Origin of the sequence: Pseudomonas helleri, assembly GCF_001043025.1 — a bacterium.
Taxonomy (GTDB): Bacteria; Pseudomonadota; Gammaproteobacteria; order Pseudomonadales; family Pseudomonadaceae; genus Aquipseudomonas; species Aquipseudomonas helleri.
In genome coordinates, this window is record NZ_JYLD01000008.1 from 108547 (window position 1) to 132656 (window position 24110).

Here is a 24110-nt window from a genome sequence, read left to right on the forward strand (position 1 = left end):
TGACGCATTCTTGGAAACCTATAGAATGCGCAACACCAAAACGCGGGAATAGCTCAGTTGGTAGAGCACGACCTTGCCAAGGTCGGGGTCGCGAGTTCGAGTCTCGTTTCCCGCTCCAAATTAAGATTTACAGAGTTCAGCAGAAGTCTGTAAATCGTTGAAAAAAGGACCTTCGGGTCCTTTTTTCGTTTCTTCGCACCTACTAAAACCATCGTTGTCGGGTGCGCTTACATCTCTCTTGGCCGTTGCGCCAGTGCTCTATTCCATCCTTCAATTCCATAATGTTTGGAATTAATCCCGCATTATCTTTCCCCTAATCCTGACTACAGTGACAGTTCTACTGATTGGGCGTTGGCATCCAACCTCCAGGCATGCATCTTTAAGAGGTCACTGGCATGGACATTAAACTCAAGGCACTGCTGGATCGCGAAGAGATTCGCGCACTCCGCACGCTTTACGCACACCATCTGGACAGCAACAATATCGCGGCGCTGGACCAGGTTTTTTCGGCAGACGCCGTGGTGGAGGTCACGGTCGGTAAGATGCAGGGCATCGACGCCATACGTGCTGGCCTGGCTGAGGCTTTCACGCTGTTCGATCGGGACAAGCAAGGGAGTTATCCCTTTATGCATGCCATTGTGAACCACTGGATCCAGTTGACCGGGCCTGATACGGCGCAAGGTCGCTGCTACTTGATCGATTTTGAAACGGCTTCGAAACCCGATCCAAACCCGTTGCTGTTGCTTGGTCTATATGCCGATCAGTACCAGCGAATCGACGGGGAGTGGCGCATCACCCATACCCGCCTTGAGGTGGTCTGGCCTGAGCGTAATGCCCGTGAATAAGCCACGATCAAGCTGGTAGGGGTGCGATCCCATTCTGAAAGCAACCCCAGGCCCTGGAGCCTCTAATGTCTGAAAACCCTTTTGACGGTATTCGCGAGTTTGTGTCTGCCGCTCAGTCACTAAGCTTCACGGCTGCCGCGCTTGAGTTGGGTGTGACCAGTTCGGCGGTGGGCAAAAGTGTCACGCGCCTTGAGGCGCGTTTAGGGGTGAAGCTGCTGCATCGCACCACCCGGCGCCTGGTGCTGACCGCTGAAGGCGAGGCGTATCTGGCCAGTTGCCTGCGGGTGATGGATGAGCTGGCCGAAACGCAGGGCTTTTTGACCACTGGCCAGCAAGCGCCTGTTGGCCGCCTGCGCATCGATCTTCCTGCAGCATTTGGCCGTCGACATATTTTGCCGACGCTGATCGACATGGCGGTGCGTTATCAGCAGCTTGATCTGTCCGTCAGCTTCAGTGAGCGGCTGGTAGATATCGTCAACGAGGGTGTCGACCTGGTGGTCAGAATCGGTGTGTTGAAAGATGACGCCGATATAGTTGCCCGCAAGTTGGGCAGCCAAAGCCTGCTGATTTGTGCGACCCCGGCCTATCTACAAGCGCATGGCACACCCCGGGCACCCGATGATTTGCTGCATCACGATTGCATTGTCGGCTGGCGTAATGGCACCCGCAAAACCTGGATGTTGAAGGACGAAAAGGGGCAAACCCATGAACATGAGGTGCGGGTCAAGCATGAGGTCGGTGATGGGGAGATGTTATTAAACCTGACCCTTGCCGGGGGCGGCCTGGCACAACTGCCCACTTGGCTGGTGCAAACGCCTGTTGAGCAGGGCCTGTTGGTCCCGGTGCTTGAGGCTTATGCTGGGGCTGAAATGCCGATAAACGTGATTTGGCCACGGACGCGTTATCTACAGCCCAAGGTCCGCATGGTCGTGGATGAACTGCTGGCGCTGGCACAACGTGATGCAGTGATTTTTCGACCGGACCTAAGCCTTGGGACCGTTTAAAGCAGTGACCTGAAGCGCCCCGGGCGGGCGCTTCAAGTGAGTACGGTTACTGGGCTGGCGTATAAAACGGGTAGTCGACGTAGCCTTTTTCGCCGCTGTTGCCGTAGAACGTTGAGCGATCAGGCAGCGCAATCGGCCAGTCGTTTTTCATCCGCTCGACCAGGTCCGGGTTGGCAATAAAGGGTCGGCCAAATGCGACCAGATCCAGCTCACCTGACGCCAGCGCCGCCTCGGCCGATTCGCGATCAAAGCCACCAGCAGCAATCAAGGTGCCTTGGTACGAATCGCGAAAGGTCTGGGCAAAACCTTCGGGCATGCGTTCGGCGCCAATGGTCAATTGATCGCTCAGGTGAACGTAGGCAATGCGCCGATTTTGGAGTTCGCGCGCGACAGCGACCCAGGTCTCGGCCTCATCATCAAAGGGTGCCATATCAAACAGCCGGCCAAAGGGAGAAACCCGCACCCCCACCTTGCTGCGACCGATTGCATCGGCGACCGCATCCAGGGTTTCCAGTAGCAGGCGAATGCGATTTTCAATGGAGCCGCCATAGCGGTCCGTACGGTCGTTGACCGTTGGATTGATGAACTGCTCAAACAGATAGCCATTGGCGCCATGGATCTCCACCCCGTCAAAACCCGCTTCAACCGCTCTGCGGGCAGCCAGGACAAAGTCGTGCTTGAGCGCTTCGACTTCTTCGGTCGACAACGCACGGGGAGGGCTGGCTTGAATCGGTCCGGGCTGACCGTCTTTGTCGTAGGCATAGGCCAGCGAATTGGCCGCCAACTTATTGCTGGAGGACACCGGGGCGCCGCCATCGGGTTGCAAGGTGGTGTGCGATACCCGGCCCACGTGCCAAAGTTGGGCGAAGATCTTGCCGCCGTCTTCATGCACGGCGCTGGTGACGTTTTTCCAGCCTTCTACTTGCTCTTGGGTGTACAGGCCGGGGTTGAACAGATAGCCGCGGCCCTGAAGGGAAACCGGAACCCCTTCGCTGATGATCAGCCCTGCACTTGCCCGCTGGCGGTAATAGAGCACCGTGAGCGCGTCAGGCACGGTGGTCAAGGCGCGTGCGCGAGTCATGGGCGCCATCACGACACGGTTCTTCAGTTCTATGCCCGACAGCGTGTAGGGAGAAAACAGAATGCTCATTAGGGGACCTCTGAAGTGGAGCGCTCCATGGCGCTGATCAGGGCCAATATACGGCGCCAAGCCCTTCAGATAATCGTCTGCACATTCCAAACATTCAGGCGCCCGGTTCCACAATCAACTGTGGCTGCGCGATTGTTACATACCGAAATAATTAAGAAGCTTAAGCTAATAATTAAATAGTATTTATTTTAGCTTTTTAAGATCGTTTAGCTTTATGCCTCTCTACAGCGTCGGGCTTTAAGTTCGGCGCTTTTTTGCATCAGGCTAACTGTTCTCAGGTCATGCGCTGACGCTCAACTTTTGCAGCCTGTGGGCGAACCAGATGCCCGTTTTCAAGCGGCGTTTGTCAGGAGCACCTGTGACAGTCATTCAACTTCCTTTGGCGGCGGAGCGAACTCCAACGCCACAAAGGCCTCTTCAAGTGCCCACCGAATTCGCCAGCCAGGGCGATGTGGTGCTTGAGTTTCGGGGCGTCACCAAGACCTACTCGGGGAAAAAAGCCGCCCCTGAATTACTGGCCGTCAGCGACGTCAGCTTGCAAGTGCGGCGCGGTGAGGTCTTGTGCCTGATGGGCACTTCAGGCAGCGGCAAGTCAACGTTGTTGCGCCACATTAACCGCCTGATCGAGCCCACCAGCGGTGATGTGTTGATTGACGGTCAGGCCATTAGCGGGCTGAACGACAAGGGCTTGCGGGATTTGCGCTCGCGCCGTATCGGCATGGTCTTTCAGCACTTTGGCCTGTTACCCCATCGTACGGTGCTGGATAACGTCGCGCTGCCGCTGGAGCTGCGCGGTGAACCCGAGCCGGTTCGTCATGCCGCTGCCACCTTGCAGTTACAGGCGGTGGGGTTGCAGGGGTGGGGTGATCATTATCCCCACGAGCTTTCCGGGGGCATGCAGCAACGGGTCGGTCTGGCCCGGGCCTTGGTGACAGAGCCTGACATCCTGCTGATGGACGAGCCTTTCAGTGCGCTGGATCCGACTATCCGCCGCGACCTGCAAAATCACTTTCTGGCACTGGCGCACGAGCGCGGCATTACCACCTTGCTTGTCACCCATGACCCGGCGGAAGCCCTGCGCCTCGCGGATCGCATCGCCGTGCTGCGCCATGGCCGTTTAGTGCAGGTGGGGACCCCTGAGGAGTTGCTCAAACAGCCCGCTGACGCCGAAGTTGCCGACTTTTTCCGTGATTCCCTGCCCACCCCTTCGGTAGCGCAAACGGCTGCCAGTGTCAGCCACCAGGCGTCCGGCAATGAGCCGCAGGGATCACCGGGTGCGCCAGGTTTGCGCGACTGGCAAGCCTTGTTACTGGGGCCAGCAGCGCTGGCTGACCGGGGCAAGGGCGGCTTGTTCTGGCTGACGTTTGCCGGTGAACTAGCCGCCTTGGCGACTTTAGGCCAAGGCATTCTCAGCGCATCGTGGCTTGCGGTACTGGCGGCGGTTGTAGTGTTCGCTGCCAGCCGATTCACAGCGTTGTCGGTCAGCCGCCAACCCGTGCGGCGCAATGCGTCGGGGTGGGGATTACCGCTGGCCGTGCTGCTGGTCAGTCAGGCGTTGGTGATCTGGCGTGTCTTAACCCCGGATACGGCCAACGCGTTGTTTGAGTTCCCGGCGAACCGGCAGTTGCTATTGCTGGCAGCCGACAGCATCGACCAATTTATTGGCTGGTCCCAAGTGGCGTTCGAAGGAGCGTTTGTTGGTGTGATCGTTGCGGTGCGCACTGTTATCGAGGGCATAGAGAGCGTCTTGGGTTGGTTGCCATGGTCGGTCTCGGCACTGGCGTTGGTGTTGCTGGCCTTGCGTTCGGCGGGGTTGGGGCTGGCCCTGACCAGCAGCGTTGCACTGCTCTACATCGGCCTGTTCGGCTTTTGGGAGCGCACCATCTCCACGCTGGCGCTGGTGGGTTCATCGGTCTTGATTGCCTTGGTCATCGGCGTGCCCACCGGCATTGTGCTGGCGAAACGGGCGCGGATACGTCGGGTGGTCACGCCGTTGCTGGATGCCATGCAGACGCTGCCCACGTTTGTGTATCTGATTCCTGCCGTGGCGTTCTTCTCTGTGGGCAAGACGCCTGCGGTCATTGCCACGGTCATTTTTGCCCTGGCACCGATGATCCGCCTGGCGTCGCTGGGTATCCAGGAAGTGCCCAAGGATGCCGTCGAGGCTGCTGTCGCCCACGGTGCCAGCCCTTGGCAAACCTTGGTCAAAGTGCAATTGCCGCTGGCGCGCCGTTCGCTGCTGCTGGGGATTAACCAGACCATTGTCATGAGCTTGTCGATGGTGGTGGTCGCTGCGCTGATTGGCGCGGGCGGGCTGGGCTACGACGTGATGACGGCGCTGCGCAACATCAAGGGCGGCGAGGGCATCCTCGCGGGGGTGGCGATTGTTCTGTGTGCATTAATTCCGGATCGAATCATTCAATCGAGCTTGCGCAAGCAAGATCGCGCGCACCATTAACTGTGAGATTTATCGTGAAGACACCTCTGTTGCGTTCTTTGGGGGCAGCCGCGCTGCTGGCCTCCCTGATTCTTCCGGCCAGTGCATTCGCCAAAGAAAAAATTGTCATTGGTGAGCAGAACTGGACCGGTGCCATTGCTATTCAGAATATCCTCGGCGAAGTGATCAAAAGTCGCCTCGATGGCGATGTCTCGTACCTGGCCGGTGACGTTCCGGTGCTGTTCAGCGCTGCCGCCAAAGGCGATGGCTCGGTGGACGTGCTGACGGATATCTGGCTGCCGAACCAGTCGGCGGCCTGGGCCAAATATGTCACGGGTGGTACGCGCTCACTGGTGCCGAACCTCAAACCCTATGCGGGCGAACAAGGCTTTTATATCCCGGGATATTTGCAGGACAAATACGGGGTTAAATCCGTCTACGATCTGAAAAAACCTGAAATCGCCAAGCTCTTCGAACCGTTGGGTGGCGGCAAGGCTCAATTGTTGGTCGGGCCGGCGGGTTGGGAGTCGACCTACATTGGTGAGATCAAGGCCAAGGATTATGGCTTTGCTGACAAGTTCGAGTCTGTGTCCACCGAAGCCTCCGTCACTTACGCCAAGCTGGCTGCGGCTTACAAGGCGGGGCGCGGCGTGGTGTTTTACGCCTACACCCCGGACTGGATCTTCTCGGCCTTTGACCTGCGCCGCCTGCAAGAACCTGCGTTCGATGGCTATGCCCAGGACAACAAAAAGGGTGACCCGCTGTACAAAGCTGACGGCTGCTGGAAGTTCATCAGCCCGACAGTTGACCCTGACTGGCTGAACAAGAGCCAGATCACCTGCGCTTATCCGGACGCCAAAGTGCATATCCTGGCATCAACTGCCTTGCAGAAACGCGCGCCAAAAATTGCCGAGTTCCTGCGCAACGTAGCCATTGACCCGGCGCAGTTGAATGACCTGATCCTGAAGATCGAAAAGCAAAAAGTACCGGCTGATATCGCGGCCAAAGAATGGATCAAGGCCAACCCTGCCACGGTTGATCAGTGGTTGGCAGCCCCGGCGCCTACCGTGAGTGCCAACCCATGAGCCACGCCTCCTTGCGTTTGCTGGATGGTGGCATGGGCCGCGAATTGCAGCGGAGCGGAGCACCGTTTCGCCAACCTGAATGGTCTGCGCTCGCGCTGATCGAAGCGCCTGAGTATGTGTTGGAGGCTCATCGCGCGTTTATTGCGGCCGGTGCCCGGATCATCACGACTAACAGTTATGCGGTTGTGCCATTTCACATCGGCGCCGAACGCTTCGCCGAGCAGGGGCTAACACTGGCGGGGCGTGCTGGGGCGCTCGCCCGCCAGGCTGCATCCGCCAGCAACGAGCCGGTCACGGTGGCCGGCTCGTTGCCGCCAGCCTTGGGCTCTTATCGACCGGACTTGTTTGACCATCAGCGATCGGTGGCGATTCATCGGCAGTTGATCGCGGGGCTTGAGGCTCATGTCGATGTCTGGCTGGCGGAAACCCAAAGCTCCATCGCTGAAGTCCGCGCGGTAGTGGAGGCCCTGGACAAAAATCTAAAACCGCTTTGGCTGTCGTTTACCTTGCTGGACGAGGTCGGTGAGCCACCACGCTTACGCTCGACTGAAGCGGTCGCCGACGCCATACGGGCGGCGGTTGAATTGGGCGCAAAGGCGGTGCTGTTCAACTGCAGCCAGCCGGAAGTCATGGGCGCTGCGCTGGCGCAAGCGCGGGAGGTACTTGAACAACTGGGTCAAACTCTGGAGCTGGGGGTTTACGCCAATGCCTTCCCCCCTGTCAGCAGCGAAGCCAAAGCCAATAGCACGTTGCTTGAGATTAGAGGTGACCTTGGTCCTGAGGCTTACCTGAGTTGGTCCAGAACCTGGGTGGCGGCCGGTGCCAGCATTGTGGGTGGATGCTGCGGCATAGGTCCTGAGCACATCGCGCAGTTGCATTCGAGTTTATTGCCGGAAAAAGAGAAGGGTGGCGCATGACTGATTTTAATGAAGAGGCACTGGCTGAACAGGCGACCTTTGGTGCCGGTTGTTTTTGGGGCGCAGAGGCGTCGTTCCGGGCATTGCTGGGAGTGCTCGACAGCCGGGTGGGTTTTGCCCGCTTTGCCGAGGATGAGTCTGCGTTGATCGAGGTGGTACAGGTCGACTTCGATGCCCAGGTGATTACCTACGATCAACTGATTGCTCACTTCTGGACCGTGCACGATCCCGCTTCTGTGGACCGTCAAGGTGCAGATGTCGGCATCAAATACCGCTCAGCGCTGTTTTTTGGGAGTGAAGAGCAGGCGAAGGTCGCATCTGTTGCAAAGCAAGCGCTGGAGGCGTCGGGAACGTTGAGCCGGCCTGTCGCGACGGTAATCGTGCCGTTAGTTGAGTTTGTGCTGGCCGATGAGGAGCATCAGCAATACCTCGAAAAACATGGCGGCAGCTGTTCCATTTAATCCATTTCAGCAAAACAGATTGTGCGGTTACGCCCGTGTGCTTTGGCTTCATAGACCGCTATATCGGCCTGCGCCAGTAGATGCTCAAGCAGTATTCCGGCTTCGTGTCCGTTCAGCGCCATGCTTGAAACACCGATGCTGACGGTGATGCTCTCACCGGCCACCTGGACCCGGGAAATATGCTGGTGTACCCGCTTGGCCGCGCGTGTTGCGCCTTCAAGGTCCGAGTTGGGCAGCCACAGGGCAAACTCTTCGCCGCCATGGCGAATGACACTGTCCTGCGCGCGAGCACTGTCTAACAGTTGTTGGGCCACGTTGCGCAACACATTGTCGCCCTCGGCATGGCCAAACCGGTCGTTGATCTGCTTGAAAAAGTCGATGTCTATCAGCAACAAACTGCTGACCGATTGACTGTTTGCGGTGAGCATCCACTGTTTGACATTGCGCGTCAGGGCACGCCTGTTGCCCAAGTTGGTCAGTGGGTCTGTCAGGCTCAGGTGGGCGAACTTGTCTGCTTTGATTCGGGCTTCTTGCGCATACTCGCTCAATTGAGCATTGGCATACTGCAGTTCAGCGTTGACTTCAGTCAGTTGCAAGGCGGTCTCTTGGGCATGTTGGCGTGCCTTGAGCAACTCGGCTTCAAAGCGTTGTCGCTCTTTGGCGACGAAAAACACCCAGATCACCACCTTTTCGCTCTCGGTCTGACTGATCCGCGCGTTCGTCATCACCGGTAGCAGTTGCCCATTGGTGGTCAGCAATTGCAGGTACAGCTCGCTGAATTCACCATTTTTAAGCAGCATCGGCCAGGCATAGCTGTGCAGAAAAATACGCGAAGCGGGTGGGAAGTAACTGTCCAGATAATCGCAGTTTTCAGGCGCCACCAGTTGCCTGAAGTCCCGATTGGTATGCAGTACGTGACCATTACAGTTTGTGACTACTACCGGGCAGGGCAGCCGCTCAAGGTAAAACACAACTGTCGCTCCCTGACAGATAGTGACGTATAGCCGAAGCCACCTGATCTGGGTGACTCATGTGGGCGCAATGCCCGGTGACGTCCAGAACTTGCAGGACGCTGTGTTTCAGATGTTTGTTCAGGTACTCCCCGACGGACAGGGGCACCAGCGTATCGCGGCGATGTTGCAGAATGAGGCTGGGTGTTGTGCAACGGCCCAGCGCTTGGCGAATGTCGGAGAAGAAAGTGGCCTGGGCGAATTGCCGCGCCATGACCGGGTCTGTTGAGCAGAAACTGCCTGCCAACTGAGCCGTGATCGGCGAATCTGCCTGTGAACCTGCCACGACGGGGGCAAAGTACTCTGCCCAACCGATGTAGTTTTGATCCATGAGGGCCAGCAACCCTTCGAGGTCTGCTCGCTCGAAGCCGCCACTATACGCGGGTGGGTCGTTCAAGAAACAGGGCGAAGGCCCCACCAGGACCATTTGTGAGAAAAGGTCAGGGCGTTGGATCGACGCCAGGATGCCGATGCTGCAACTGACGGAGTGCCCGACGAAGATCACGTCTTTGGACAGGCCCAAAGCGTCGCACACCTCGATCAGGTCCTGCGCATAACCGGCCAGCGAGCTGTACCTGAGCGCATCAAATGCTCGCGCATCCGAGCTGCCGCTGCCCACATAGTCGAATAATATTTGCCGGTGGGTGGTGGCAAACTCCGGCGTCAGGAGATGCCACATGTCCTGATTACAGCCAAATCCATGGGCGTAAATGATGACCGGTGCATCGGGGTTCGCGTGGGGCAATTGCTTAACGTTGTTGCGCTGGATGATACCCACTTCTGCAACACCTCTGTTAAGGGGGCGGTGATCAGAGGCCACAACACAGTCCAAGGTTTGTGTCGACAATATGGCGTCAGTAACGCGTCAGTATAACGAGGGTGATGGCAAAACGGCATCCTTGGCTGGGATGCCCGCGAAATCAACAGATCGCAGCCTGCAACTTTACTTGCAGGCTGCGTGAGGGCTCTCTCTATAAAGCGGCGGTGCACAAGGCGTGTTTTTTCTCCGGGCCTGGCACGTCATGAAGGGATATGCGCGATGTTTCTGGCAGTGCCAAGCCGCCTGCCAGGGCGAGTACCGCAACGGCCATCAGGTAAAACGCTGGCGACAGATTACTGCCGGTGGTGCTGATGAGCCAGGTGGCTACCAGCGGTGCGGTACCGCCAAACAAGGTGTAGGCCATGTTGTAGGTGATGGCCGAGGCGGTGTAGCGGGTGCGGGTCGGGAAGGTTTCCGAGAGCAGGGCGGCGGTCACCACGCCACACAGCACCGCGCCAATCGCCAGCAGCATGACGCCGATGACAGACGCCGCGAACCCGCCGGAGCTGGCCATCAGGAACGACGGGTACACGGCAACGATCAGCAGCGCTCAGGCGGTCATGACCGTGGCTCGACGCCCCACCCGGTCGGAATACAGCCCGGCCAGCGGGCAGATGGCGGCGGCGAAGATCAGGGCAATCAACGACACCAGCAAGGCCATGGCACGGCTCAAGCCGCCAGCCACTTGCAGGTAGGTGGCGAAGTAGGTGGTGAACATATAGAACGATAACGCCGTCAGCGATACAAAGGCGCCCAGACAGCAGATGGCAGCCCCATGGTTGCGCAAGGTTTCTTTGAGTGGCGAATGGGCGACGTCGTGTTCTTCGGTGACCGCCTGGAACGCCGGGGTTTCATCCAGCTTATTGCGCATGTACAGGCCGACCAGCCCCAGTGGCGCGGCAATCAGAAACGGCACGCGCCAGCCCCAACTGCTCATGGCTTCTGCCGACAACGAAGCCTCAAGGGCATAAGCCGCAACGGCCGCTGCGGCGAAGGCGGAGAACGTCGACACCGGCACAAAGCTGCCGTACCAGGCCCGCTTATGGTCCGGCGCGTGCTCCATCAAATAAGCGCACGCGCCTGCGTATTCGCCGCCCGCTGAAAAGCCCTGGGCGCAACGGATCAGCGTCAACAGAATCGGCGCCATTACCCCGATAGCCGCATAGGTGGGCAGCACGCCGATCAGGGTGGTCGCCGCGGCCATCAGTAAAATGGTCATGGCCAGGGTTCGCTTGCGGCCGATGCGGTCGCCGAGCATGCCGAAAATTACCCCGCCCAGGGGGCGAAAGGCAAAGGCAACCGCGAACACGGCAAAGGTTTTGAGCAGCGCCGCACTGGCGTCTTCACTGGGAAAGAACTGCTGGGCGATGGTGGTTGCGAGAAAGCCATACACCGCGAAATCAAACCACTCGACAAAGTTGCCGATCGAGGCCGCGACAATCACTTTTCTCAGCGTTTTAGGGCTGACGTGCCCGGTTGTGGTGCTGGTCATATGAGCCTCGATAATGGATCCGTGATCGATCGATTATCGGGGCAGCCCTGAGGGGGGAACGCTTCAAAAGTGCCCTCGACGTATTCAGGAACGACGCTGGGCCTTGTCAGTTTGTGTCAAAAAAATAGTGATCAAGGCGCGGATCACTGCGGGCAACGCTTCCAGGTCGCGGACCAGAATGCTGCGCTCACGTACGCGCCAAGGTTCATCGAGTTCGACGATGTGCAAGCCCATGGTGTGCTGATGACGCCGGGCCGAGGATTCCGGCAGGATCGCCAGGCCGACTCCGGCTTCAACCATGCGGCACATGGCCTCGAAGCTGTAGACCTTGATGCGCATATTCAACGTCTGGCCGCTCAGAGCGACTTGTTCATTCAAAAAGCGCAGCAGCGTGGTGCCTTCATGCAAGCCGATGTGGGGATAGGCCAGGGTCTCGGTCAATTTGACCTTTTTGCGTGCTGCCAGTGGATGGTCGAGCGGGGTGACCAGAATCAACTGGTCGGTGCTGAAATGGATGACCTGCAAGCCATCTGCCTTGATCGGCCCGGCGATGATGCCCAGGTCGGTGGAGCCGTCCATTACGCCGCGCACGATGTCACGACTGAGTCGCTCCTGAAGGTCGACGGTAACGCCCGGTCGTTCAGCGAGAAACCCGGCAAGGATTTCCGGCAAGAATTCGGTCGCGGCCGTGGTGTTGGCGAAGATCTTGATATGCCCGCTGGCTTCGGCTCCGTACTCGGTGAACTCGTTTTTCATGTAGTCCACCTGGCGCATGATCACCCGCGCATGGTGCAAAAACAGCTTGCCTGCGGGTGTCAGTTCTACACCCCGGCTGTCACGGTACAGCAGGCGGCTGGCCAGGCTTTCTTCCAGGCTTTTGATGCGCGCACTGGCCGCCGCAGGGGACATGAACGCCTTGCGCGCGCCTTGGGTCATGCTGGGGGATTCGGCGATTTGAATGAACAGGCGCAGGTCGACTAAATCGAAGTGCATGGCAGATTTCCGCTGGGTGTGAGTGCTGACCTACAACATTGGCGTTAAGCAAATCCGAACGCCCCCTTACGAAAACGCAGATTCACAGATCACCGGGCTTTTAGCAATCTTGGCTAAAACAACAAGCCACGGGATATTACCGATGAGCGATAACGAACTGTCCACCTGGATCGGTCGTACTGAAGAGATCCACGATCACATCAGTCTCAACCTGGTCACCCGCATCGCCGCGACGTTGGGCGAGCGTGTGCCACACGCTGGCGAGCCCTTACCTGCGCTGTGGCAATGGTGCTTCTTCCAGCCGGCCGTTGAGGCGAGCGGCCTGGGCGGCGACGGGCATCCGGCCCGGGGTGGTTTTCTGCCCCCGGCGCACAACCGCAACCGCATGTGGGCGGGTGGGCGTTTTGAGTTTTACGCACCACTGAAAGTGGGTGCTGACGCAACGCGGATTTCCACCATCACCAACGTGCAGGAAAAACACGGCAAGACCGGTTCGCTGCTGTTTGTCACGGTCCAGCATGACTACCTGCAAGACGGCCAACTGGCGATCCGTGAAGAGCAGGACATCGTCTACCGCGAACCGACGCCGCCTAAATTGAGCAGCGGCGAGCCGTTGCCTGCTGGCACTTGGCAGGAGTCGGTCGACCCTGATCCAACCCTGCTGTTCCGCTATTCCGCCGTCACCTTCAATGGTCACCGCATTCACTATGACTGGCCTTACGCGACGCAAACTGAGGGCTATCCGGGGTTGGTGGTGCACGGGCCGTTAATCGCCACGCTGGCACTGCGGGCATTTTGCCGCGCCAATCCGGATGCGCGTTTACGCGGTTTTACGTATCGCGGCCTGCGCCCATTGATTGCCCCGCAGCCCTTTGTCGTGGGCGGGCGTGTCAGCGCTCAGGGCAAGGCGCAAGTGTGGGCAGGCAATGCACAGGGCATCGCCCAGCAAGGCGAAGTGACCTTCGACTGACCGTGGCATTCAGCACAATAAATACAACAAGGACCTGAGATGAATCCGTATCTGAACGACGATTACAACGCCATTCGCGAGGGCGTGCGCGCCTTGTGCGCCGAGTTCCCGGCCGAGTACTGGCGCAAGATCGACGAAGAAAAGGGCTTTCCTGAAGCGTTTGTGGCCGCCATGACCGAGGCGGGCTGGTTGTCGGCAATGATCCCCGAAGCCTACGGCGGCTCGGGTTTGGGCCTGGCCGAAGCGTCGATCATTCTCGAAGAAGTGAACCACTGTGGCGGCAACTCCGGCACCGTGCATGGCCAGATGTACAACATGTTTACCTTGCTGCGCCATGGTAGCGAAGAGCAAAAAAGTCATTACCTGCCCAAGCTGGCCAGCGGCGAGTTGCGCTTGCAGTCCATGGGCGTGACTGAGCCCACCACCGGCACCGACACCACCAAGATCAAGACCACCGCCGTGCGCCGTGGCGATAAATATGTGATCAACGGGCAGAAGGTCTGGATCTCGCGGATTCAGCACTCGGACCTGATGATCTTGCTGGCGCGCACCACGCCGCTGGCTGAGGTCGAGAGAAAGGCCGATGGCATGTCGATTTTCCTTGTCGACTTGCGCGAAGCCATCGGCAACGGCCTGACCGTGCAGCCGATTGCCAACATGGTCAATCACGAAACCAACGAGCTGTTTTTCGACAACCTGGAAATCCCGGCCAGCAGCCTGATTGGCGAAGAGGGCAAGGGCTTTCGCTACATTCTCGACGGCCTTAATGCCGAACGTACGCTGATCGCCGCCGAGTGCATCGGTGATGGCCGCTGGTTCAACGAAAAGTCTGCGCAGTACGCCCGTGATCGCGTGGTGTTTGGCCGTCCGATTGGCCAGAACCAGGGCGTGCAGTTCCCGATTGCCGAAGCCCATATCGAGCTGGAAGCCGCCGACCTGATGCGCTGGCGTGCCTGTGACGAGTACGACAACGGGCGCAACGCGGGGGCGGCGGCGAACATGGCCAAGTACCTCGCGGCCAAGGCCAGTTGGGAGGCGGCCAACGCGTGCATGCAAACCCATGGCGGCTTCGGTTTTGCCAACGAATACGACGTTGAGCGCAAGTTTCGCGAGACCCGCCTGTACCAGGTGGCGCCTATTTCCACCAACCTGATCTTGTCTTACGTGGCTGAGCATTTGCTTGAACTGCCGCGTTCTTTCTGACCACGGTCTTTCGTCTTTCATGGGGAACGCTGCATGAGTCAGCACACGCAAGCGCTTACAGAATTTTTGGCCAATTTGCATTACACGCAATTGCCTGAAGCGGTCATTGATCGCACTGAAGAGTTGTTTCTCGACTGGCTGGGCTCAGCACTGGCCAGCCAGGGCATGCACCCGATTCCGCTGTTCGAGCGCTATGCCGCGATGATGGGCCCGGCCAGCGGCCCGTCCGGTATTTTGGTCAACGGCAAAACCAGTTCTGCGTATTTCGCCGCATTGGTCAATGGCGCCAGCTCGCACCTGGTTGAGCAGGATGACCTGCACAACAGTTCGGTGCTGCACCCGGCGACCGTGGTGTTCCCGGCAGTGCTGGCGGCGGCTCAGGCACTGGGTAAAACCGGGCGCGAATTGATCGTTGCGGCGGTGGCCGGGTATGAAGCGGGCATTCGTATCGGTGAATTCCTCGGGCGCTCGCACTACCGCATCTTCCACACCACCGCCACGGTAGGCACGCTAGCGGCGGCGGTGGGTGTTGGCAAGTTGATGGACTTTACCCAGGAACAATTCACCCACGTACTCGGCACGGCCGGTACCCAGTCGGCAGGCTTGTGGGAGTTCTTGCGTGACGCCGCAGACTCCAAACAATTGCACACTGCCAAAGCCGCTGCCGATGGCCTGCTGGCAGCCTACCTGACGGCTGAAGGGCTGAGCGGCGCACAGAACATTCTGGAAGGCGAGCAGGGCATGGCGGCCGGTATGTCCAGCGATGCGCAGCCAGGCAAGTTGTCAGACGGTTTGGGCACACGCTGGGCGCTGGTAGAAACCTCGTTCAAGTTTCACGCCTCGTGCCGACACACGCATCCGGCCGCCGATGCACTGCTGGCGCTGATGCAGCGCGAGCAACTAGGCGCTGAGGACATCGCAGGGGTCACCACGCGCGTGCATCAGGGCGCCATCGATGTACTGGGCCGCGTGCAGGTGCCGCAGACCGTGCATCAGGCCAAGTTTTCCATGGGCACGGTGCTGGGTTTGATCGCTGTGTATGGCAAGGCCGGATTGCCGGAGTTTCATCAATACGCGCTGACCGATTCGCGGGTGAGCGATGTGCGCGACAAGGTGCGCATGGTGCTGGACGAGGAAGTCGACGGGGCGTATCCGCAACGCTGGCTGGGCCGGGTCGAGGTCACCACGCTGGCCGGTCAGACCTTGCACGGGCGCATCGACGAGCCCAAGGGCGATCCGGGCAATACCCTGAGCCGCGCTGAACTGGAAGACAAATTTCGCCGCCTGCTGGCGTTCTCCGGGGCACGCACTGACGAGCAGGCGACTGGCCTGATCGGGCTGGTCTGGAACCTGCGCGAACTCGATGACTTGAGCGCGTTGACGCGAACCACAACTTTTGCCGGGAGCGCAGCATGAACGACAACACCACCAAACCCCGCCCGCTGGACGGCATTACCGTGGTCAGCCTGGAGCATGCCATCGCTGCGCCGTTCTGTACCCGGCAGTTGGCCGATCTGGGCGCACGGGTGATCAAGGTTGAACGCCCTGGCTCCGGTGACTTTGCCCGCGACTATGACGAGCGCGTCAATGGCCTGGCCTCACACTTTGTCTGGACCAATCGCTCCAAAGAGAGCCTGACCCTTAACGTCAAGCAGGACGAGGCCGGGCAGGTGCTCGACAAGCTGCTGAGCACTGCTGATGTGCTGGTGCAGAACCTTGCACCAGGCGCCGCGCAACGCATGGGGCTGTCGTTTGCTGACCTGCATGAGCGCTTCCCGAGGTTGATCGTCTGCGATATTTCCGGTTACGGCGAAGGCGGGCCTTACGAGCAAAAAAAAGCCTACGACCTGCTGATCCAGAGCGAGGGCGGATTTTTGTCGGTGACCGGCGGGCCGGGTGAAAACGAGATGGCCAAGGCCGGCTGTTCGATTGCCGATATTGCCGCAGGCATGTATGCCTACACCGGCGTGCTCTCGGCATTGTTGCTGCGCGACAAGACCGGCGAGGGCAGCCGTGTCGATGTGTCGATGCTGGAAAGCCTGGTGGAGTGGATGGGTTACCCGCTGTATTACGCCTACGAAGGCGCGCCACCACCGCCCAGAGCGGGCGCCGCCCACGCGACGATTTACCCCTACGGACCGTTCCCCACAGGGGATGGCGGTACGGTGATGCTCGGCTTGCAGAACGAGCGTGAATGGCAGCAGTTTTGCGACAAGGTGTTGCTGAGACCTGACCTTGCGCGCGACTCGCGCTTTAATGCCAATGCGCGTCGTTCAGAGAACCGTGCCGAGTTGCGGGCCCTCATCGTTGAGACGTTTGCCCACATGACGGCTGAACAGGTATTTGCACGGCTGGACTCGGCGTTGATTGCCAACGCCCATGTCAACGACATGGCCGGGGTCTGGGCGCATCCACAACTGCAGGCGCGTGATCGCTGGCGTGAAGTGGACAGCCCGTCCGGCAAGTTGGCGGCGCTGCTGCCGCCGGGTCGTAACACGGCATTTGAGCCGCGTATGGATCCGGTGCCGGGTTTGGGCGAACACACCGACAGCGTGCTGGCGGAGTTGGGTTACAAGGCGCATGACATTCAGCGCCTACACGAACAAGGAGCGGTGTGAGGCTGGCGCCTCACACCTCCTGCATGGAGCAGTTCATGGACAGAAGTACTATCCGCTCGGCACTGTTTGTGCCGGCCACCCGGCCAGAGCGCATCGACAAAGCGCTGGGCAGTGGCGCCGATGCGGTCATCGTTGACCTTGAGGACGCCGTGGCGGAACACCTCAAGGTTGAAGCGCGCAGCAATCTGCAGGCGTATCTGGAGGCCAACCCACAGGCGCGCATTCTGGTACGTATCAATGCGCCAGCGCATGAGCAGCAGGCCGCTGATCTGGCCTTGTGTGCTCGCTACTCCGGCGTGATCGCCGTGCTGCTGCCCAAGGCAGAAAGCGCCGAGCAGGTGGAGCGGGTGGCAGCGTGCGCCAAACCGGTGTGGCCCATCATCGAGAGCGCCAAAGGCCTGCTTGAGTTACCGGCCATTGCCCGTTCCAACGGGGTCGAGCGCTTGAGTTTTGGGGCGCTGGATCTGGGCCTCGACCTGGGCTTGATGAGTGGCACTACTGGCGCCCAGCGCATGCTCGATCAGGCGCGCTACGCCATCGTCTTGCACAGCACCCTGGCGCATTTGTCGCCGCCCCTGGACAGCGTTTTCCCCGACATCAAAAACACTGAAGGCATGACTTGCATGGCTGCCGATGCCCGGGACATGGGCTTTGGCGGCTTGCTGTGCATCCACCCCAGCCAGGTGGCACTGATTCACGCGGCCTTTATGCCCGGCCCTGAAGAGCTGGACTGGGCGCGCCGGGTGCTGGATGCGGTGGCGGCTGGCGGCGGGGTCTATGTGGTCGATGGGCAGATGGTTGATGCGCCCGTCATCGGGCATGCCCGCCAAGTATTACATCGGGCCGGCGTGACGCCTGCCTGAGTCAAAAGCATCACCACGAAAAACTAAGCACGACCAAACAATAACAACAAGAGGTACATGCCCCATGTTTAAACACACCCTCAAGGCTTTGGCCTGCGCCCTGCCACTGTATGCCGGTCTGGTAAGTGCGGCAGATCCCATCAGTATCAAATTCGCCCACGTGGTTGCCGAACACACGCCCAAGGGGCAGGGCGCCCTGATGTTCAAAAAGCTGGCTGAAGAGCGTCTGCCAGGCCAGGTCAAGGTCGAGGTATACCCGAACTCGTCGTTGTTTGGTGACGGTAAGGAGATGGAAGCGCTGTTGCTCGGCGACGTGCAGTTGCTGGCGCCATCGCTGGCCAAGTTTGAGCATTACTCCAAGCCGATCCAGATCTTCGACCTGCCATTTCTGTTCAACGACATCAATGCACTCGACCGCTTCCAGCAGAGCCCTGAAGGCCAGGGGCTGCTCAAGTCCATGGAAAGCAAGGGCATTACCGGCCTTGGTTATTGGCATAACGGCATGAAGCAATTGTCGGCCAACAAGGCGCTGTACGAGCCCAAGGATGCACGCGGCCTGAAATTCCGGGTGCAGGCATCGGCGGTGCTGGATGAGCAGTTCAAGGCGTTGCGTGCGGCACCACGCAAGATGAGTTTTGCCGAGGTGTATCAAGGGCTGCAAACCGGGGTGGTCAACGGTACCGAGAACACCTGGTCGAACTATGAGAGCCAGAAGGTCAACGAGGTGCAGAAGTACTTCACTGAGTCTGACCATGGCGCCATCGACTACATGGTGATCACCAACACCAAGTTCTGGAACAGCTTGCCTGAAGATGTGCGCACGTCACTGGATCAGATCATGACTGAGGTCACGGTCGAGGTGAACAAACAGGCCGAGGAACTGAACCAGGCCTCCAGAAAAACCATCGTCGATTCTGGCACCAGCGAAGTCATCACCCTCACACCTGAACAGCGCGAAGAGTGGCGTGAAGCCATGCGCCCGGTCTGGAAAAAATTCGAAAAAGACATCGGTGTCGACCTGATCAAGGCCGCGGAGCAATCCAACCAAAGCAGTTAAGACCTGAAGTGCCGCCGGTAATCGCACAAGCGCTTGCCGGCGGCAGCGTCAATGGCGAAAGCGACAGCCTGCAAGGTCTGTCGCGCCTTGGCTTCATTGGTTTTAGTAGTCGCTTTGCGACCGCTCTTTCAAGGGGAGATTACCCATGCAGGCATTTTTTCGTGTCTGGAATCGTGTGGAAGAAGTACTGGTGGCATTCCTGCTTGCAGGCATGACCCTGGTGACGTTCTCCTACGTGGTCTTCAACAACCTTTACGGTGTTTTTTATTCTTTGGGCGATTCTCTGCCCTTCGCCAACGACGCCATGCTCAGCATCGGCGACGGCATTTTGTATATCGCCCAGGAGATGACCTGGAGCGTGGCGCTGACCAAGGCCATGTTCGGTTGGCTGATCTTTGTCGGGCTGGCCTGGGGCGTGCGCATTGGCGCGCACATTGGTATCGACTTGCTGGTGCGCCAGTTCAGCCCTGAGAACCAGCGGCGCGTGGCGTTGCTTGCTTTGGTGATCTGCCTTGGCTATTGCGCACTCATGGCTTACTCCAGCGAACAGTGGGTTGCCACCCTGTACGCCGTCGGCACCAGCGCTGAAGACCTCGACCGTTTCGGGATTCGCCAATGGCAGATCGTAATGATCGTGCCAATCGGCTTTGCTTTGATGTTCCTGCGCTTTCTGCAGGTGTTCATTCGCGTCGTGCAGGGCAAGCAGCAAGGGCTGGGCTTGCACAGTGAAGTGGATGAGGCCGTGAAACTGGCTGAAAACGACACCTCGGAGAACGCCAAATGACTATCAGCTTTCTATTTGTCGCTCTGTTCGTGCTGATGTTTATCGGCATTCCGGTGGCGATTTCCCTGGGCTTGTCCGGGGCCATGACCATCCTGTTCTTCAGTAACGACTCGGTTCGTTCCCTGGCGATTAAGCTGTTCGAAACCAGTGAGCACTACACGCTGCTGGCCATTCCGTTCTTCTTGCTGTCTGGCGCCTTCATGACCAGCGGCGGTGTGGCCCGTCGCTTGATCGACTTCGCCAACGCCTGCGTGGGGCATATCAAGGGTGGCCTGGCGATTGCGGCGATCATGGCCTGCATGTTGTTTGCGGCGCTCAGCGGGTCTTCACCGGCAACCGTGGCCGCTGTGGGTTCTATCGTGATTGCCGGGATGGTGCGCTCCGGTTACAAACAGGAGTTTGCCGCCGGTATCGTGTGTAACGCCGGTACGTTGGGCATTCTGATTCCGCCGTCAATTGTCATGGTGGTCTACGCCACCGCGACCGAGACCTCGGTGGGCAAGCTGTTTATGGCGGGTGTGATTCCGGGGCTGTTGCTGGGTGTGGTCTTGATGATCACCATCTACATCCTTGCACGGGTTAAAAACATGCCCGCGCTGCCGCGAGCGTCGTTCAAGGAAATCGTCACCGCAGGCCGCAAAGCGGGCTGGGGCTTGATGCTGATCGTGATCATTCTGGGCGGTATTTATTCCGGCATGTTCACCCCGACCGAAGCCGCGGCTGTAGCAGCGGTGTATGCGGCGTTTGTGGCGATCTTTATCTACAAGGACATGACCTTTCGCGAATGCCCGAAGGTGATTGTCGAGGCGGGCAAACTCAGCGTGGTGCTGATGTTTATCATCGCCAACGCCATGCTGTTTGCGCACGTGCTGACCACCGAGCAGATCCCGCAATCGATCACCGCCTGGGTGGTTGAGCAGGGCTTTACACCGATTGAGTTCTTGTTGGTGGTCAACGTCGTGTTGCTGGTGGCGGGCACCTTTATGGAGCCGTCCGCGATCATCCTGATCTTGGCGCCGATCCTGTTCCCGATTGCCATGCAACTGGGCATCGACCCGATCCACCTGGGCATCATCATGGTGGTGAACATGGAGATCGGATTGATCACACCGCCAACCGGGCTCAACCTGTTTGTGACCTCGGCAGTTACGGGCATGCCACTGACCCGAGTGGTGCGTGCGGTGTCGCCGTGGCTGCTGGTGATGCTGGCGTTCTTGATACTGGTGACGTACGTGCCGTTTGTGTCGCTGGCACTGCCGAACTGGCTCGGGATGTAAAAGCTGCGGTAAAGCTAAAGGGCCTGCACGCGATAAGCGTGCAGGCCCTTTTTTGTGGCCGCTGAAGGGGTGTGTCGACTACCAGAGTGGAACCACGTAGCTGACATACAGACGGTTTTCGTCTTGCACGGTCGCGCCAGTAATGTCCGGGCTGGCGTGAGCATTTCGCCAGGTCACACCCAGCCCTTTGAAGGTACCGGTCGGGATCTGGTAGGCGAGGGTGACGTTGCGTTCCCACTCGCTGGTAGTGCCTTGCGCGGTGCGGATGTCATCACCGTGGGCATACGACGTGGCGAAGGTCAGGCCGTTGACGCCCAGCTTGCTGAAGTCATATTTGTACTGCGCCAGCCAGGTGCGTTCGCCCGCATGCTGGAACTTGTTCAGTTGCATGTTGGTGAGGGCCGGAGTGTCGGCGCCCGAGCCTGGACCTTGACGGTTGTCGCCGCTGTTCAAGCCGGAGTCCAGGTACGGGAAGTCGCTGTCGCCGCTGTTTTTCTGGATGCCCAGACCCACGGTGTGACCATCCAGGGTGTAGCTTTCGAGCAGGCTGACGGTGGACTGGTTGATACGGCCTTTGGAGGCGCCATTGTCATACAGGCCGGCAGCGGCATAGTCTTTGTCGCCATCGGCGTTGCCGCCCACACCCAGGCTGCGGTACAGACGGATGTCGGTGTCAAAGGCACCTACAGCCACCGCGTCATGGCGCTTGGCGCCGAGGAAGAACTGCTGGTAGTAATCCTCAAGGTTGGAATACCACAGGCTTACGGTGGTGCCCGGCAAGCCGGTGTAGTCGGCGCCACCAAACAGGAAGCGATCGCTTTCTTTGGTACCGCCAGCGGTGATCATGCCCTGATCGCCGGTTTCGTTACGGATCTTGGTCTTGAGAATGTCACCCGCAGTGAAGGTGAAATCCGTCAGGTCCTTGGACACCAGTTGCACACCGGTGTTGGTCTGCTGATACAGGCGCCCGTCAGTGTTGGCCAGGACCGGGTTGTTGCCGTACAGCGTACCCACACGCAACTCATCTTTAGCGAAGCGCATTTTGAAGGTAGGGCTCAGAACGCCGAACTGATCGGCAGATTTGCCATCATCCAGCGGGAACATACTGCCCGGATAACGACCCTGATGAGACTTGTCATTGAGGTCACCACCGGAGTCCAGCTTCAGACCATAAAACCCCTGCAAGTCCAGACCAAAACCAACCGGACCTTCGGTGTAGCCAGACTTGAAGTTGAATTCAAAGCCCTGTCCCCAATCGCGAATGCTGTGGGCCTTCGCGTTGCTGTTAACTACATCGCGACCCTGTTGATTGAGGTAACGGTTAAGCAGGGTTAGATCGGCGTGACTGTCATCGATAAAGTCGGCGTGTGCTGACAGCATAAAGCTCGCCATGGCGACCCCCACCATAGGGCTTACTAACTTCTTCATTGATCCCGGTCTCCGTCATTATTCTGAAATTAAAGCGTCAAACGCTTCACATAATTAGGCGATTCCTATGTGACAGTTCGGAGTCAAAAGCGGGGTTTGGCAGATGAAATTAAATTTAAGAAAGCCCGTGGATACAGGGGTTTTGCAGGTGTTTTTGAGGTTTTTGGCGAGTGCTGTGACTGCCATCTGGAGGTCGCGCGCGAGGTTGGAATTCGCCATAAACTGCGCGCCCGACACGCCCCTGAAATTCAACAATAAAGGAGTCATTGCATGACAGCAGACAAAGCGTGCCCGGTGGTCTTACGACGTGCTCAAACGCTGGAAATCCTTGCGTTTGAGCACCCTTTGGCAGGCTTACAACTGGTCAAAGGCAGCGTCGAACCGGGAGAGCCGACCGACGTGGCAGCTGTACGAGAATTGTTCGAAGAAGCGGGGATTACCGCCACTGCAAAACACGCTCTGGGCGAGTGGCGATCGACGCTAACGGGGCACACTTGGGCGTTTCATGAATGTCATGTTGACCAGGAACTCCCCGAGACGTGGGCACATTTTGCTGACGATGACGGAGGGCATGAATTCCGGTTTTTTTGGCACCCGTTGATGAGTGAACCGTCAGACAACTGGCATCAGATCTTCAAAGATGCTTTGAGTTTTCTCAGGCAGACCCTCGCCGATACGTAAATTTACACTCAACTATCGGCGTGCCATCGAGTCCAAGTAACTTCGTCTGCTGACAGTTTTACAGCCAACGTCGAAACGGAGGGAGAGAATGAAAAAAATCATAGGCCTGGCAGCACTGACCATCCTGGTCGGATGCTCGGCGAATCAGCCAAAACAGCCCGAACTTAACGACACCCAAGCGTGCATGACCTACCGATCAATGATGACCGCCCCCATGGCCCCGGATGCGATGCAGCGTCTGAGAGAGGCGTGTGAACAGTCGAGGTCTTGAAGGGGGAGTGCTCGGAGCCTGACGCTAACAGGCGAAGGGCAGTGCGGTATGCATCATTCAGGAACGAGGCGAATCTCTACACGCTGACCCAGTGCCCGCGCGGCACTGGCCAGGGTCGCCAGTGTCATGCCCGGGTCATTCTGGTCAAGTGCCCGGTCCACGGCGGTGCGGCTGGTCTGCATGCGATCCGCTAGTGCTTTCTTGGTAACGTGCTGTGCCTTCATCGCCTCAGCAATCTGCCAGGCGATCACACGCTTAAGCGCTGCTGCCGACACTTCTTCTGCGAGGCCTTGCTCGGAGAGAAAATCATCAAAATCAGAGCCTATATGCTTGTTCATGTTGAGTGCCTCATAGTCTTGCTTTGCGCTGTTTAGCGGTTGCCATGTCAGACGCGGGTGTTTTTTGGCTTTTTTTGATGAAGCCGTGGAGCAGAATCATGTCGCAACCTGCGACCGTAAATAAAACACGGGCAATGGTATCGCCCAAATCAATTCTGACCTCCCAAAGTCCAGCATCCAGCTTGCGCACCACTGGCATGCCTATAGGCCAGCCCAGTTGAACGGTCTTGATGTCGACACCTACAGTACGCCGATGCTCCCTTGGCAGGTCAGTCAGCCATTCGCGCACAGGCTCATTACCAGCATCGGTGCGGAAAAAGCGAACATTGAGAACGTCAGGGAGTTCAGTCATAACTGGAGTGTACCTAAAAAGGTACATTGTGCAACTGTCTGCTAAACATCCGGA

23 protein-coding genes, 1 tRNA gene and 1 pseudogene are annotated in these 24110 nt (G+C 58.5%); 17 read left to right on the forward strand and 8 right to left on the reverse strand.

Annotation, left to right across the window (positions count from 1 at the left end):
- The first annotated feature begins 42 nt into the window (after positions 1-42).
- The 3 genes from TU84_RS14465 (at position 43) to TU84_RS14475 (ending at position 1849) form a co-directional block, all read left to right on the forward strand.
- Positions 43-118, forward strand: a tRNA-Gly gene (locus TU84_RS14465).
- Positions 119-395: 277 nt separating this feature from the next.
- The gene (locus tag TU84_RS14470; RefSeq protein ID WP_048370024.1) at positions 396-845 is read left to right on the forward strand and encodes a nuclear transport factor 2 family protein; all 450 of its coding nucleotides are present in this window, start codon (positions 396-398) and stop codon (positions 843-845) included.
- Positions 846-910: 65 nt separating this feature from the next.
- Positions 911-1849, forward strand: a complete 939-nt coding sequence (locus tag TU84_RS14475; RefSeq protein ID WP_048370026.1) for a LysR family transcriptional regulator — start codon at positions 911-913, stop codon at positions 1847-1849.
- Positions 1850-1895: 46 nt separating this feature from the next.
- Here TU84_RS14475 and TU84_RS14480 read toward each other — a convergent pair whose 3' ends face one another.
- Positions 1896-2999, reverse strand: a complete 1104-nt coding sequence (locus tag TU84_RS14480; RefSeq protein ID WP_048370028.1) for an alkene reductase — start codon at positions 2997-2999, stop codon at positions 1896-1898.
- 421 nt (positions 3000-3420) lie between these two features.
- Between TU84_RS14480 and TU84_RS14485 the strand changes: the two genes are divergently transcribed.
- Genes TU84_RS14485 through msrA form a run of 4 tightly spaced genes read left to right on the forward strand, consistent with a single transcriptional unit; the run spans position 3421 to position 7899 of the window.
- Positions 3421-5457, forward strand: a complete 2037-nt coding sequence (locus tag TU84_RS14485; protein ID WP_048370030.1) for an ATP-binding cassette domain-containing protein — start codon at positions 3421-3423, stop codon at positions 5455-5457.
- 14 nt (positions 5458-5471) lie between these two features.
- A complete protein-coding gene (locus tag TU84_RS14490; RefSeq protein WP_088500392.1) occupies positions 5472-6521 on the forward strand; it encodes an ABC transporter substrate-binding protein in 1050 nt (349 codons plus the stop codon).
- Positions 6518-7438 carry a homocysteine S-methyltransferase family protein gene (locus TU84_RS14495; protein WP_048370034.1) on the forward strand — a complete coding sequence of 307 codons (921 nt, stop codon included), beginning with the start codon at positions 6518-6520 and terminating at the stop codon, positions 7436-7438. Before TU84_RS14490 ends, TU84_RS14495 begins: the two co-directional genes overlap by 4 nt.
- Positions 7435-7899, forward strand: a complete 465-nt coding sequence (gene msrA, locus TU84_RS14500) for a peptide-methionine (S)-S-oxide reductase MsrA (RefSeq protein ID WP_048370037.1) — start codon at positions 7435-7437, stop codon at positions 7897-7899. The genes TU84_RS14495 and msrA overlap by 4 nt, the downstream gene beginning before the upstream one ends.
- Here msrA and TU84_RS14505 read toward each other — a convergent pair.
- The 4 genes and pseudogenes from TU84_RS14505 to TU84_RS14520 all read right to left on the reverse strand — a co-directional run bounded on the left by TU84_RS14505 (position 7896) and on the right by TU84_RS14520 (position 12214).
- Complete coding sequence (locus TU84_RS14505; RefSeq protein ID WP_174479329.1) at positions 7896-8780, reverse strand: GGDEF domain-containing protein; 885 nt, start codon at positions 8778-8780, stop codon at positions 7896-7898. The genes msrA and TU84_RS14505 overlap by 4 nt on opposite strands.
- A gap of 76 nt (positions 8781-8856) precedes the next feature.
- Complete coding sequence (locus tag TU84_RS14510) at positions 8857-9687, reverse strand: alpha/beta fold hydrolase (RefSeq protein WP_082148728.1); 831 nt, start codon at positions 9685-9687, stop codon at positions 8857-8859.
- Positions 9688-9880: 193 nt separating this feature from the next.
- Positions 9881-11221, reverse strand: a pseudogene (locus tag TU84_RS14515) (MFS transporter).
- 84 nt (positions 11222-11305) lie between these two features.
- Positions 11306-12214, reverse strand: coding sequence for a LysR family transcriptional regulator (locus TU84_RS14520; protein ID WP_048370041.1), 909 nt, complete (start codon positions 12212-12214; stop codon positions 11306-11308).
- A gap of 142 nt (positions 12215-12356) precedes the next feature.
- On the opposite strand from TU84_RS14520, the gene TU84_RS14525 reads away from it, so the two are divergent.
- The 8 genes from TU84_RS14525 (at position 12357) to dctM (ending at position 20986) form a co-directional block, all read left to right on the forward strand.
- Positions 12357-13184 (forward strand): HTD2 family dehydratase, encoded by an 828-nt coding sequence (locus TU84_RS14525; protein ID WP_048370043.1) that lies wholly within the window; start codon positions 12357-12359, stop codon positions 13182-13184.
- 39 nt (positions 13185-13223) lie between these two features.
- Entirely contained in the window at positions 13224-14387 is a 1164-nt protein-coding gene (locus TU84_RS14530; RefSeq protein WP_048370045.1) for an acyl-CoA dehydrogenase family protein, read from the forward strand.
- A 33-nt stretch (positions 14388-14420) separates the two neighbouring features.
- A complete protein-coding gene (locus tag TU84_RS14535) occupies positions 14421-15803 on the forward strand; it encodes an MmgE/PrpD family protein (RefSeq protein WP_048370047.1) in 1383 nt (460 codons plus the stop codon).
- Entirely contained in the window at positions 15800-17005 is a 1206-nt protein-coding gene (locus tag TU84_RS14540; protein ID WP_048370052.1) for a CaiB/BaiF CoA transferase family protein, read from the forward strand. The genes TU84_RS14535 and TU84_RS14540 overlap by 4 nt, the downstream gene beginning before the upstream one ends.
- A gap of 35 nt (positions 17006-17040) precedes the next feature.
- A complete protein-coding gene (locus tag TU84_RS14545; protein ID WP_048370379.1) occupies positions 17041-17868 on the forward strand; it encodes an HpcH/HpaI aldolase/citrate lyase family protein in 828 nt (275 codons plus the stop codon).
- A gap of 64 nt (positions 17869-17932) precedes the next feature.
- Entirely contained in the window at positions 17933-18925 is a 993-nt protein-coding gene (locus TU84_RS14550) for a TRAP transporter substrate-binding protein (RefSeq protein ID WP_048370053.1), read from the forward strand.
- A 145-nt stretch (positions 18926-19070) separates the two neighbouring features.
- The gene (locus TU84_RS14555; protein ID WP_048370054.1) at positions 19071-19709 is read left to right on the forward strand and encodes a TRAP transporter small permease; all 639 of its coding nucleotides are present in this window, start codon (positions 19071-19073) and stop codon (positions 19707-19709) included.
- Positions 19706-20986 carry a C4-dicarboxylate TRAP transporter large permease protein DctM gene (gene dctM, locus TU84_RS14560; protein ID WP_048370056.1) on the forward strand — a complete coding sequence of 427 codons (1281 nt, stop codon included), beginning with the start codon at positions 19706-19708 and terminating at the stop codon, positions 20984-20986. The genes TU84_RS14555 and dctM overlap by 4 nt, the downstream gene beginning before the upstream one ends.
- Before the next feature lie 78 nt (positions 20987-21064).
- On the opposite strand, the gene TU84_RS14565 is transcribed toward dctM, so the two are convergent.
- A complete protein-coding gene (locus TU84_RS14565) occupies positions 21065-22393 on the reverse strand; it encodes an OprD family outer membrane porin (RefSeq protein ID WP_082148729.1) in 1329 nt (442 codons plus the stop codon).
- Positions 22394-22684: 291 nt separating this feature from the next.
- Here TU84_RS14565 and TU84_RS14570 point away from each other — a divergent pair, with 291 nt between their 5' ends.
- Positions 22685-23095, forward strand: a complete 411-nt coding sequence (locus TU84_RS14570) for an NUDIX hydrolase (protein ID WP_048370061.1) — start codon at positions 22685-22687, stop codon at positions 23093-23095.
- 88 nt (positions 23096-23183) lie between these two features.
- Positions 23184-23366 (forward strand): hypothetical protein, encoded by a 183-nt coding sequence (locus TU84_RS14575; protein ID WP_048370062.1) that lies wholly within the window; start codon positions 23184-23186, stop codon positions 23364-23366.
- A gap of 53 nt (positions 23367-23419) precedes the next feature.
- Here TU84_RS14575 and TU84_RS14580 read toward each other — a convergent pair whose 3' ends face one another.
- Both TU84_RS14580 and TU84_RS14585 read right to left on the reverse strand, forming a co-directional pair.
- Positions 23420-23704, reverse strand: coding sequence for an XRE family transcriptional regulator (locus TU84_RS14580; RefSeq protein ID WP_048370064.1), 285 nt, complete (start codon positions 23702-23704; stop codon positions 23420-23422).
- A 10-nt stretch (positions 23705-23714) separates the two neighbouring features.
- Positions 23715-24056 (reverse strand): type II toxin-antitoxin system RelE/ParE family toxin, encoded by a 342-nt coding sequence (locus tag TU84_RS14585; RefSeq protein WP_174479330.1) that lies wholly within the window; start codon positions 24054-24056, stop codon positions 23715-23717.
- Positions 24057-24110 lie beyond the last annotated feature (54 nt).